The organism is Sphingobacterium olei (assembly GCF_005048855.1).
Lineage (GTDB): Bacteria > Bacteroidota > Bacteroidia > Sphingobacteriales > Sphingobacteriaceae > Sphingobacterium > Sphingobacterium olei.
Genome location: NZ_SUME01000003.1, coordinates 136,169 through 150,261, shown reverse-complemented (window position 1 = coordinate 150,261; position 14,093 = coordinate 136,169). Strand labels below are relative to the sequence as shown.

The 14,093-nt window shown below is 42.8% G+C and carries 5 protein-coding genes; all 5 read right to left on the bottom strand.

Going from position 1 to position 14,093, the window contains the following annotated elements:
• Positions 1-5: 5 nt before the first annotated feature.
• The 5 genes from FAZ15_RS07935 to FAZ15_RS07915 all read right to left on the bottom strand — a co-directional run bounded on the left by FAZ15_RS07935 (position 6) and on the right by FAZ15_RS07915 (position 14,017).
• The gene (locus FAZ15_RS07935; protein ID WP_136900784.1) at positions 6-2,207 is read right to left on the bottom strand and encodes a fasciclin domain-containing protein; all 2,202 of its coding nucleotides are present in this window, start codon (positions 2,205-2,207) and stop codon (positions 6-8) included.
• Between the two features lie 231 nt (positions 2,208-2,438).
• A complete protein-coding gene (locus FAZ15_RS07930) occupies positions 2,439-3,302 on the bottom strand; it encodes a PorP/SprF family type IX secretion system membrane protein (RefSeq protein ID WP_162304902.1) in 864 nt (287 codons plus the stop codon).
• A 17-nt stretch (positions 3,303-3,319) separates the two neighbouring features.
• Entirely contained in the window at positions 3,320-10,453 is a 7,134-nt protein-coding gene (locus tag FAZ15_RS07925) for a LamG-like jellyroll fold domain-containing protein (protein WP_136900782.1), read from the bottom strand.
• Positions 10,454-10,726: 273 nt separating this feature from the next.
• Positions 10,727-11,854 carry a glycoside hydrolase family 88/105 protein gene (locus FAZ15_RS07920; RefSeq protein WP_136900781.1) on the bottom strand — a complete coding sequence of 376 codons (1,128 nt, stop codon included), beginning with the start codon at positions 11,852-11,854 and terminating at the stop codon, positions 10,727-10,729.
• A gap of 9 nt (positions 11,855-11,863) precedes the next feature.
• On the bottom strand, positions 11,864-14,017 hold the full coding sequence (locus tag FAZ15_RS07915) for a glycoside hydrolase family 65 protein (RefSeq protein WP_202912352.1): 2,154 nt from the start codon (positions 14,015-14,017) through the stop codon (positions 11,864-11,866).
• Positions 14,018-14,093 lie beyond the last annotated feature (76 nt).

Genomic DNA, 14,093 nt, shown 5'->3' with positions numbered 1-14,093 from the left:
GTTGGTTATCTTTTAAGCAGTCCTGAAATTCGATACACAGCACCATCACTAAACAATTGGGGTAAATCCGTCGATACGGGTATAATCGTACCATCGGTATCTTTCAGTTCCAATCGTGTATTCTGATCAATAACTTCCAATAACCTATACTGCTGATATCCGGTCATTTGGGTCGTATTCCATACGCCCTGTATACCAAAACCCGGGAACGGATAATCCGCTAAAGAATTGTCCGGCACCGAAATAAAGTAGGACCGTAGGTACGTTGCCAACGCGGCATTATCCTCCGGAAAAACACCGTTTGCAATCCCTTGCAACACCGTTTGGTTATCGGGAGCAAACAGAATAAAACGGTTTCCGAATAAAAAAGACAAGGCACTACCGGTCTCCAACATTCCTGCCCTTGCCAATAACTTCGCAAATTCCGAATATTTATTCAAAGGGTTCGAAGGCGTCTCTGCACCGATAATCGTCCCTTTTATAGAACCTGATTCTGCCAGTAAACTCCTAGACGGTTCTATACTTAATCCGTTGAACCAATTGCCGGATATGTTTGTCGTCGCGATATCGGTATCGGCCATGTTGTACGTAGCAGAGGAATAAACCCTTCCGTTATCTGTATATACATAGGTAAACGGATTTCGCGTACGATACACCTTTTTCTCTACCATGGAGTTCATACGGCCATACACAATATGATCCGACAGAAAGACCTCCTGTTGTCTGATGGACAATGGCACGAGCACACCGTCATCGTTTTGCACCATGACACTCTCATCGCCAAAGACTAAAGGATTACCTTCTGACCAAAATAAATAACTGCTGCCGACAATGGTTTCCAGCAAGGTCTCATCGTTCGGAATAAACAAGGTAAATTCTATATTTTGGCTCGATAGGGTCTGGTACAGGCCGGTACTCCACAACATGTACATAAACATTTTGTATCTGGGATTCCGAAATGCAGGACCTGTTACGCTGTTGAACAAATCCGGTATCAAAACCCTGTTCAACCCATAGTACACGCCATTGGAAGCAATCGCTTTGTCCTGCACATCTGCAGTAGGGTTAAAAAGTATGGGTGTACCATAAGCTGTTTTGATGTCTTCATTTTTCCCGATCTCACTCGGGAAAACAATATTACCCTGATACACGTGATTAGACATAATCATGGAGATAGGCAGCAGATCGACATCAAAAATCGAATTGTAGTAAGATGCGAAGTATTCATTGAAGAAGCCCTGCAAGGCGGTATTGCTGGGGGCAAAGATACTGTAGGCCCTATAACTCAATTGTGCCAGATTCGCATAATCCGGCAATCCCGATTCACCATTATGCGACCATTGCGAAGCGATCGGAGGCAAAATACCGTGGTTAACAATATACAGGGAATCTCCGGCCGCAGCATAGTTTAGCGAAGACTGTTCGTCATACCAAAATGTTCTAAATTTGTCATAAAGCGAGATAAAATCCCGATAATTACCCCTATTGGCCAATTCGTCATAAACGGTATTTAGTGGCTCTACAACCTCATTAACTACATACACGTATCCATTGTCCGCCGGAATAGCATACTCATCCACAGAAGCATTGCTTACGTTAAATCCGTCGCCTCCGCGCCAAGATCCCGCGCCATAGAAGTACTCATAGTTTGGAATGGCATCTATTCCCTTGGTATTAAAATGCTGTTGGGAGAAAATCGGAAGAAACCGATCTTTATGAATTACTTTTTTTCTTTTTCCATCCGTCTTGTCAACTTCTACCGTGATGCTGTCGATACTTCTCGTCCTGTGCTTATAATAAAGTCCGGCATTATTAATTTCATAACCTTCACTTCCTCCGGGTTGATAATCAAAAAGTCGATCTTTGCCATATGCGTAGTACACGATGTGGTATCCTATCAATCTCTTCAATTCATTTTTGGGAACCTGACTGATATTAGAGATATTCTTCGTCCTAAAATAAGCGGTGAACGCTTCATCATTGGGTGCAAAAACGGTGGCAATTGTTTTGCCATCTAAGACCTCCCTAAAACCGGCCCGTTCAACGCCGTCCAAAAATTGTGTAAACTCTCCTCTTTCTTCCAGTATTTGCCACGCGTTCCCCCTCAACCAATCCGGACGCTCATAGTGCGTGATCAGCTCCTTTTTAGAGCAGGAAATGGAAAGTGTAAGCAATGCACTGGTAATACATATTAACAGTCTTTTCATATGTAAATAATTAGTCTTTTAATGGTTATATGGAATATCCCTTCCAACAGGTGGATATTTCATATAATTGATTAGTTTTCTTTTTTAACGTTTACAGTAATGATCCTATCTTTGGTTTATCTTATTTCTGACTCGGCTTATATCAATCATAAAATGGTCAGTACAAGTATAGAAAACGCAATCGGTTACATTATCCTGTACTGTCCTGAAAAAAGACAAAGTCAGTTCCGATTACCATTGGTATCGTACACCAATATCCAATCCTTGAACAGCTAACCCCTGCACACTTGCTGTAGTTGTGGTATATCCCAAGTTTAACCGTAAATTTTTCACTTGAGTGGATAATCCTGTACTCATATTTTTACTGGTATGATAAAAAGCATATATATCAAATAAGCCATCAAATCCAACAGATGTCCCTATATCAACTACATCCCTGTCATTTAACAACCTTCTGTATGCAAAAACAGGTTGTACAGAGACATCGTTCAATAAAAACTTGTACTTTATACTGGAATAGATAAACGGGCTTGGGTTAAGTAAAAAATTATGTTTATCCCTTAATATATTATTAACAGCTAGATTCAGCGATAAATGTGTGGCTGTATACGCTAGACCGAGATTGATATCAAAGCGATTTGGATCATTATTGTAATACGCGATCATCGGGTCATTAACATCTCCTACGATTTTATCTGCATTGATCTGTTCTCTTAAAAATTTAACGCCCGTACCCATGCTTAAAAACCGGGATTCACCATCCAATGGTAAATGCAAAGCATAAGACAAATTGATTTCGGATAGATTAAAAGCGCCGATCGCATTGGAGCGGAATCCCGCTCCAATGCCCTGCCGGCCAAAGCCATACATGGCATGGACATAATTCTCTTTCATCTCCCCCTTATACTGCCCTACCGGTGTGCGAACAATAGCATCGACAGCCTTCATACCATTCACACCGACCTGCGCAGCATTAAATAAATATTCATTTTGAAAGTAACTTGACACAATCGGGGATTGTTGGGCATAAGCCGCATTAGCCAACATCAATCCTCCGAACAGCGTCAATAAACAACTATATTTAACAATTTTCATAGTCTCCATCATTTTTGTTAGTTAACAATACTTATACTACCTGTGTACACTTCTCCGTCTACCGTTACTTTGTAATAGTATACACCTGTAGCCAGTCTGCCGCCCTGCGAAATACCATTCCAATCATTCGCGTAATTTCTCTTTGTAAAGACGGTATTCCCTCTCGAATCAAATACGGTTACCTCATTTTGGTTAAATAACTCCAGATTCTTAATTACCCAGAAGTCATTTATCCCGTCATTGTTCGGTGTTAAAAAGTTACTGATCTCAATCTCTAGGTTCTCACTGAATGTAAGCACATCCAACTCAAAAGAAGCTTCTCTAACACATCCTAATGGAGACGTCACTTCAACTTTATACACCGCTCCGCGTTCTCCTTTTACAACAACATATTCCATATCACCGATGGATTGATTGTCTTTATACCAACGGTATGCATATCCACTTGGCAAGGCAGGTTGTACAATTAAGGTTACTTCCTTTTCTTCCAATATTCTAGCAGACGTCGTTGAGGCGATGCTGATTTCCGGAATAGAGTTTATCTGCAGTAGAATTTGTTTACTGAACATATTGGAACCACCATTCTGAGTTCCTCCATCATCCGTAACCGTTAGATTTAGTGTTACCAAACCTTGGACATCGTCTACGAGCTGATAATTTAGTACCACGTCATTATTTTCCAGCGTATCTACTTTCAGATTTCTAAATAGGAAATTTTGAAGCGTTTGTACCGTAAACTTCAGTTCCTGATTTGTCTCCTTACCTGCACTAATATTTGTGATAGGTATTTGCATAACTTGACCCACATTACACACATCGATATTCTCTTCGATCTCAAAAGAAGGTGCTTCATTGACAAATATGACCTTCAGCGTAATCGGTGTCGGATCGCTCACAAATTCGCCGTTATTGACTAAAACGTGAAGCGTCAACTCTTCTGCCAGCTCCGCATTGAAGTCGGCAACATCGTTTACATATACCATACCCGTTGCAGGATCAATCGTCACGGGAGCGACACCATTTCCATTGGGATCGTCAAAACTGTCCAGTCTCCAATTTCCTAATTCTGCACCTGTAAACACCCATCCTACCAACTGTCCGATCTCACTATCTACTGAAGCATTTTCCCGTACCTCGAACGTCGCTTCGGTAATAATTGGCTTATCACGGTTGTCCGGCATCGTTTGGAAAGTCCAAACGTCCCCTGTTGCAATTTCGATATCCCTTATTGCATCAACCCTCCAATAATATTGTTTGTTATCACCTTCTAATTCGCCCCATTCGTGTGTCCGTGAGGTTATACCCTCTGCCACCAATTGAAGGGATGTGGGAGAGTCTCCTACATAAACATTATATTTATCTTCATTGCCTTCCCATTCCAATACGACATTCGCAAAGTCAACCCCTACACCTTGATGAACAGGAGATATATTGACTGCTTTTTGAGTAGGTACATATTGATCATGTAGCTGTTTTATTTCCTCTGGCGATAATGCGTAGTTATACATTTTAAACTCATCCAGGTAATCTCTAAAGGATTTGTTTTCGGCAGAATTACCAATTTCCAATGGTCTATTTACATCACCGATCGCTCCTGTTGCCACATTTGACGTCATCTTTGCCAACACACCGTTCACATATATCGCCGTCGTTTTGCCCTCAAAATCCCTAACAGCCACCACATGTTTCCATTCGCCGGTAAACACCGGATAGGTTGTCTGATCGGCCGGTGTTAAGGCAACGTCGGTTTTAGTTACGTTATCATCAATACTGAACACAATGTTACCATTTTGGTTCAATTGCATACCGTACCAGTATCCCGGTCCGCTAAATGTTCCCTTATGGAAGACATAGGCATTGTTGACTGCGTTAGCCGGAGTTGCTGCATAGGTATTCGTTGTTGCTTTGATCCAGAACGAAACTGAAAATGATTCTTCGGATAATACGTTATGGTCTTTTGATGGCGCTTGAAAACGCTTCGCTGCAATACGTTCAGTTGTAGCAAAGTTTGCAGCGCCGTCCAGTTTACCAGCATCCGTATGCGGATTATGACCTGCAGGGAAATCCAATACTGCTGCATCATTCCCATACTTACTGTAGTCTTTTCCGAGGTTGTTTTCATCATTGAAGCTATAGTAAGCAATAAGCTCCTTACCCGTGAGCTTAGCCATTGTTTCAAATTTCCAAACGTCACCTGTTGCGACCTCTGTATCACGAATAGCGTCGACCCGCCAGTAATAATCTTTCGACCCATCTAAAGACGCTACCTTGAATGTCTTTTCGGTAAGTCCTTCCGCTATCAAAGCCAGTGACTCTAGCGATGTACCCAGATACACATTATATGCGTCTTCCTTTCCTTCCCAGGACAACTCCAAATCCGTATGACCAACCTCTACACTTTCATGAGCCGGAATTCCATTCGTCGTCTTTTCTACTGGAACATGCTGTGTAAAAATGCGATTAATATCCTGAGGAGAAAGTGCATAATTATACATCTTGAACTCGTCTAAGTGATCTCTAAATGATCTGTTTTCGGCAGAATTTCCAATTTCGAGTGGTCTGTTCGGATCACCGATAGCTCCGGTTATTACATTTGATGTCATCTTGGCCAACACGCCGTCTACATAGATAGCAGTCGTTTTCCCTTCAAAATCGCGGACAGCAACGACATGCTTCCATTCACCGTTGAATACAGGATGCGTTGCCTGGTCTGCAACTGTTAAAGCTACATCCGTTTTTGTAGTATTATCATCGATACTGAAGACAATATTACCATTTTGGTGCAGTTGCATACCATACCAGAAACCTGGACCGCTGAAGGTACCTTTATGAAATAGGTAGGCATTATTAGCCGAATTTGCAGGCGCAACGGCATAGGTATTCGCATCGGCTTTCATCCAGAACGATACCGAGAAAGATTCTTCGGATAATTCATTTTGTTCTTGGGAAGCTGCTCTAAATCGCTTTGCGCCTACTAATTCCGTGGTAGCAAAATTTGCAGATCCCGCTTTTTTACCTTCTTCGAGATACGGATTATGACCAACAGGAAAATCGAGTACCTCGGCATGATTTGCATACCGACTATAATCCTTTCCAATATTGTTTTCCTCGTCGAAGCTATAATGTGCAATAAGTTTGCGGGAAAAAGGTTCATAAGTTACCTTATTTTCCGTCTTGAAGTGCCATACGTCACCTTGAATAGACTCGTCACCTCTCACTGCATCAACGCGCCAATAGTAAGTCGTTAAGCCAGACAGATCGATGTCGACCGCATAGGATTTCCCCGTTAAGCCCTCGGCCAATAAAGACATTTGTTCAAGAGATGTTCCCCAATAAACGTTATACTTCTCTTCATCCCCTTCCCAGGTCAATTCCAAATCCGTATGGGTAATCTCCTCACTTTCATGTGCAGGAAAACCGTTAACTGCTTTCTGAACAGGAACAAATTGTGTATATAGTCGCTGGATATCTTCCTGATTTAATGCATAGTTGTAAATCTTTAGATCGTCAAGAAGATCCCGGTATGACCTATTTTCTGCGGAGTTGCCAATTTCAAGCGGTCTATCTGATTCTCCAATATCAATGGTCTTAATATTTTCAACAAATTGCACCCGGGTGCCGTTGACATACAGTGCAGTCGTCTTGTTTTCATAATCGCGTGTCGCGACGATATGGTTCCATTCGTTGTTGAACAGGTTATTATTCGCAATACTACTCGCTGCATCCGTTTTTGTGGCGTCGTCATCAATGGCGAAGTTGATATTTCCATTGTGGCTAAGCTGAACGCCGAACCACTTGCCAAGACCTCCAGTATTTTTATTGAAGGATCCCTTGTGAACAACGTAGGCATTCACCGCAGATGTAGTATACGTGTTAGACGCTCCTTTCATCCAATAGGATATGGTGAATGATTCTTGACTTAAGGTATTTTGACCGGTTGAAGGTGCTGCCAATCGTTTTTGTGCTGCATCTCCCGCCACAGCAAAATCTGCCGCGCCTCCTCGTTTTCCACTTGGAGTATGCGGAACAGCTTCGAAACCGATTGGTTCTGCGTGATTGGCATATTTGGTATTATCTTTACCGATCTGTGCGGGATCATCAAACGTATAATGCGCTATCAATTCCCGGGATTTTGTGCTGGTCTGAAAAGACCATATGCCGCTGGGAGCAACCTGTGTTCCGACAACCGATTCTACCTTCCAAAAGTAAATGACGCCGACTTCTAAGCTCGAAAATGTGAATGACTTAACTGTACCCTCAATTTCCTCGACCAATGACAACGTCTCCTCGGAAGTACCTAGGAAGACCCTGAACTTCTCCGCATTCTCGCCACCCTCCCAAGTCACCGTTGCCCGATCTTGTCTGTCTGAAGCTCCGCCCGAAATAGGAGTCGGCGTATGCGGTGGTGTCAGACCCAATAAGGCCGTGTACTCGGACTCGATTTGCTCCTCCGTCAGCGCATAGTTGAACAACTTCACCTCGTCCATCTGCCCACCGTATGGAGCACTGTTTACCGTATTTTGTTTGAGGAATTCTAGTTCTCCAATATTACCAATAATCAAATCGGACTCTTCGCCAATTCCGTACAGTGCTTTGGTAACACTTCCTCGCTTAACCTCCGCGGCATTTTTATAAAATTTCAACAGTTTGTTCTCTACATCCCGAACTACGGTTACGTATACCCATTCGCCTGTAAAGAAGTCTGCGCTATTGGCAAAAATCTCATCTTTGCCAAGCGCATCGTTATCAATAGCAAAACGAAACTGTGCATCTTTAACCTCCAGATTAAATCGGTTACCTGTCGCACCTGTTTCCTCATTTTTGCTGATAGATCCTTTACAAAACAAATATGCACTCGCACCTGCTTCAGGTCTGTCTTCAGCTCCACCCTTCATCCAAAAACCTAAGGTAAAAGACGAATTACTCAGAAATAAGTGATCAGCATGTGGAATATTTGCCGCATAGGTAGATTTATCCGCGTCTTTTAAACCAATAGCTCTCCCTGAAATTCCGTCATCAATACGCAAATTAGGACCCTCTTCGATATTATGAGATAGGACACCGTGATTGGCAAATGTCGAATGATCGAGCAGTGAAGTTGCATTTTCTCCTTCTGTCTCATCAAATTTCCAATAACCTACCAACTGGGGTTCAAAGACCTTTTCAGTAGTAAATGTCCATGTCTCTCCGGTGGTCTTACCTTTATCGTTGATCGCATCTACCCGCCAAAAAAATGTCTTATCGTTTGTCAGGTTCGACAGTGTAAAACTAGGCTGCGTAACCTGTTCTGTAGAAACCTTCACTAAGTTATCTGCTGTCTCTCCTAAAAAGACTTCATAATATGTGGTATTTTCACTTCCAACCCATTTCAGATCAAGAGCTGCGTCCGTCAACATAACAAATGAAGCGGCATGAACAGGCTGAGGACTCATAGGTGCTTCGGGAGCAGCCGGTATTGCCGGCGTTCGATAGCTTAGGTAAGAAAACGTAGATTCTTCATCATCCACCATCGATTTGAATCGATAATAATACAGGGTATTTGGCACCAACCCCTGGTTGTCCAGATATTCTTCAACGCCAACTTCCGTCGTCACCAATGTCGTCCAATCCTCTTGGTTAACGGAACGTTCGATAACAACACGATTCGCCTGTGAATTTTGCCATGTTAATTTCACAGTACTTGTAGGAGGCTCTACATCTTCCGAAGTACCCTCTGCCTGAATTTGCCTTACCGGTCTAATAAAATCCCCTTGCGTTGTTTCATCAGCAAGCATATTAATATAAACCTCTATGTTGAGATAACCGGCATGCTGCGGATCATTGCTTGGCTTCAACGCGTCAGTCGCATCCTCCTTATCAAGACCTAAACGATCTTCCCATTCATCCGGAATACCATCGTTATCAGTATCATCCAACAAGGTTGCAGCATCAAATCTTCCTAATCCACCATTTTCCAATGGCAAATCATTTTCCCGATACGCGTAAAAACCTTTGGTTCCCTTACTGCTTAGGTCATCGATCAAAAGACCATCTACCTGATCCCGTACCGGCAATGTTGCGCCTACTTTATCAATCATAAATTGATAAGCCTGTGCAGCTGTCATAGAAGGATGGAGGCTTGGGTACGTCGGATAATCCGCTGAAGTTTTAAAATTTTGAGGTTCGAGACCCGGATACCACGTACTATTAGGTAATATTAACTCCCCATCTAACGTACCATTTTGATTATTATCATAATAGTTCCCCCCCTCGTAAACATTGAAGTTAGCGTTTCCCCGTGAAAAAGGTGTTGTTTTATTACTTGGTGTAGCCGGCCCTCCTACGAAGTAATTATTGAGGATCAACACGTCAGATCGGCCTTCCGAATCGCCTAAGATATAACCATCTGCCGATATGCTATGATCAGAATAGGTTGTATTCGCATTTCCGTAATTATAGACAACATTGTTAACGAATTCATTAATGCCCTTTACTTTGGGATTTCTTGTTTTGTTACTCATGTAGAGCGATTTCAATATGGAAACTTTACCTCCAGACTGTATTAATCCGCCCGCCGAGTGGTTATGTCGGTGCAAACCTTGCCCAATAATACTGTTTTGAATCGTGATGTTATCCGGATCAGTACCTTTATTATCCCAATTAATGGAAAAGTTTTCATCCAATCCCCAGCTGAACGACATATGATCCAATATAATATTATGACCATTTGCAATTCCCGAAGCATCTTCATTTTTTCCTGCCCCGCCATTGGCGCCCAATCGAACACGAAGGTATCTCGCAATGGTATGGTTCGATCCACTAAACGAAACTCCTCTTCCGTAAACGACAACGCCATCGCCAGGAGCGGTATGTCCAGCAACGGTGGTATTCGCAGCGATAGCAATTCTGCTTTGGAGCTGAATGATTCCGCCCACTTTGAAAATAACAAATCTTCCAGGCTGGCTCACCGCATCGCGAAACGAGCCGGGTCCGCTATCATTCAAATTGGTTACAAAATACACACTAGGTGAGGAATGCCCTCTTGCTCCTTGGGCAAATCGGCCATATCCTTCTGCTCCAGGAAAGGAAAGTACTTCCTGTGCTTGTGAAGCATAACTGAAGACAAAAAATAACAGGATAATGATCCCCCTAATTAGGTTTACTCTTTTCATTGGTTACTGATTATTACTGGTTATTATCAAAGAAAAACAGAACCAGTGTCCCATTCTTCTTAATATGTTTCAAATATATTTAATGCAACCGATTACATTATCCTGTACTGTCCTGAATATAATAGAAAAGCTCACCTCAACTTCATTTAAAAGCCCATAAAGGCGCTTTTGAGCAATAAAAAAATTTCGACAAATGAAAAATAATCAAAAAGAAAGCCGTATAATTTTCATTATACAGCTTTCAACACGCAAACGTGCTATTGTTTTATCGCTTTACTTCGCCAGCTCAAACACTTCAGTTCCCGCCAGCAGAAAACATCCCAAACCATAATCTTCGAAATCCGGCACCTTATCCACGGTGACCGGCTGGCCGTCTTTAGGTTCTTTACCCGTAGACTGCAGATACCCCAAGAAGCCATTCGGCTGAAGCGACTCTTTGGTCAGTGCATTCCATCCCTTTGTAATAACAGGCAAATACTCTTCTTTATCCAGTATACCATGGTTAACACCCCAAGCCATACCGTACACAAACAATGCCGTTCCAGAAGCTTCCTTACCTCCAAAATGATTGGGGTCATGTAAGCTTACATTCCAGAATCCGTCAGCGCGTTGTAAGGGTACCAATGCCTTCGCCAAGCTTTTGAAATCCGACAGGTATTCTTGGTAATGTGGGTCGGTATCCGGCAGCTCTTCCAATACCAAGGCTAATGCAGCAAGCACCCAACCGTTGCCCCTAGACCAATAGCAATCTTCCCCATTTGGTTCTTTGTATGGGGGAATAAAGTCTTTGTCTCTCCACCACAACTGATCTGCGGGGTTGTACAGTCCATGACCACCTTCTTTATACTTGATGTGGTGGTACATCTTATACATGTAATCAAAGTACTTGGTGTCCTTCAGTGTCACACCCAACTTAGCATAGATCGGCATGGCCATCTGAATAGCGTCAATCCAGGTCCAGTCGTTGTACCTGCCGCTATTGATTACCGAATCAATATTTTTTTTGATCGCATCAATGCGTTCAGGCTGTGGATCAATGCGGTAAAGATCGATATAAGTCATTCCACAGTTTTGATTGTCGGCATGTCGTGTATACACTTCGCCACGTACAGGTTTCCAATCGTGCTTCTCTCCCCACTCTACTGCATAATCATAATACTCTTTCTGCTGATCGAGCTTATACAACGCCATTAGGCCTTCGTAGTATACCCCTCTCGTCCAGATATTTGCACGGCGTTCCTTATTCGTAACAATGGTCTTTCCTGGATCCGGCCATTTATTCATGAAATAACTATTGGCCTGACGTAGCCTTTTGATGACCTCATTTTTACTTAGATCCGTCTGCGCTTGAAGTCCCAGTACAAAAACAACACTCCATAACAAAACAATAAACTTCTTCATCTTTATCAATTACGGCATTTTTTTAAATCCTTCTTTCTTAATTTTCCAGCTTCCGTCTTTCGGGAAACCGGGGAAGTCACCCTCGGAAGCATCCCAGCCTTCAAGCATCATCGCGACAGCGGTCAGCACACCCCCGTTACCCGGCAGATATATCCGGAGCCGATTATCTTGAAAATTATGGCCATTTTTGAGGTAAGTATTCGTCTGGATATCCATGAATAATGCATCGAGAGCCTTCTCAGGCAAGTTCAAACGAGCCGCATTCATGGCCGTCATCGGAAAATCCCAACCCCAGGTATCGGCCCATGACCATTTTGCCCACACGGTATCCAATGTGTTTTTCATGATCTCTTTGTCCAATTTTGGAGATTCTGGCACCATGCCCAGGGCACCTAGAACAGCTGGATGATCGGTCATCCATTTTGGGAATGTATAGGAATCGGTAGCCGATTCTGTTGCTAGATACACATCACCCTGCACTGGTAAAGGAGCTAGTTTATTAATCACCTCATCCCACTTTTTATCACGTGGCTCACCCAAGCGTTCTTTCCATTCCTGCGCAATACGAAGTGCCCAATCCCAATAAGCCACTTCGTAAGTGGGGTTAAAGGTCTCTACAGCCCGAAATACCTCCTGTGCAGGAATAACACCTTTCCCTAGGTTATAACGATCTTTCGCTTTATCATAATACGCATAATCGGCCATGAATTCAGCAGAAGCGAATACCAAATCCTTATATTTCTCCAGCACCTTCGTGTCCTGCTTGTCGCGATAGGCCAGTTCTGTCATGTAAATGATATGCGGTTGTTGCCATATTAAAAATGCCGCCACAGAAGATGGACTTTCATTCCCATCATTATCCGACATCTTGATCCACCGGACACCTTTATACCCTTGGCGTTCGGCAAGTGCCTTAGCCTTATTGTAGGTATGAAAGTAATAATCCAACGTATTTTCCATGATCTCCGGTCTGCCCCACAGCGCGTAATGCACACCGTGCCACCAGTGCATCTCCGTATGTGGTTTACCGTACCAGCTATTAAATGTCAATCCGGTTTCTTGTGGCGGGTTGCTTCCGCCACATTGTACTTTCGTTAGGTATTGCGACAATATAATGCGTCGTTCCAATTCATTGGCTCTCGGATCGGTACTCCCTTCAAAATCTACCGCGGCTCCACTTTTCCAAAAGTCCGCCCACCCGTTGGTGCTACTTTCCGCAGTAGCGGAATAAAGTCCTTCGGTCGATTGGATACTATCCTTTGCGGAAAATCTAGCCGTAAGTTCAAATTCCTTTAAATCCTTTGCAGGTTCATAGACAAAATAATGCTTACCGCTTTCTTTTACGACCCCATTCGAATAATCCAGAAAGGTGTAGTAATTAGCTCCCTTTAATTTGTGATTTAATATAGAAGCATCTGCAGCACTGGAAATCAACGAACTCTCATGTTCTTCGATATTTGCATAGTTAGTCCCCTCATCCAAAAACTTTCCGCTCGGATACGGATACTGCACAAAAACTTTAATTCTATTCTGTCCAATCAAGTCTGAGCTTACTTTCACGGCGATTTTGTCTTCCGATTGATGCGCTGCTGTTGAAACCTTCACGACATCACCATCCACAGTGAACTCACTTGAAATAATACCGGTCCATGCATCCAGCGTTTGCTTGATATCCGTTAGTTGTTCAATTTTAGCTTTCTGTCCATTCTTTAAATACAATTCCAAACCGACATTACCTAATTGAAGGCGGTGGGGATTCACCCGATAATACTCGGTCGCTTCTTTATTCCGTCCCGGCTCCTTGTGCTGGATGCTATATTTTGCATCCCGTCCTTCATTATTAAAATCATATGATTTGAGTGTCTCCTCAAATTTGTAATCACCCTCGTTTGGAAATGAACTCCATCCCCACTCGGATTGCGTACCCAGCGAAACACCATTTTTATAGAATTCTGGAAAAGATTGCATACCTGTAATGTCAACAGTATATGCAAACGCCCCGTTACCCACTGTGAGGGAGGAAAGTGTATCTACCTTATCGTTGATGACATTATGACGTTGAACGACCGCTTTTCGGTCTATCTTCCCTTCCTGCTGTCCCTCACAGGAGAAAAACACCAGTGCGCATAATCCAATGCTTAAAAATTTTCTTTTTATTTTCATAGGTCTATTATTACTTCGTGAGCTCGCAAGCTCGGTTTGATTTTTAATTGTCATACGGAATAGTATTCGTATTTCC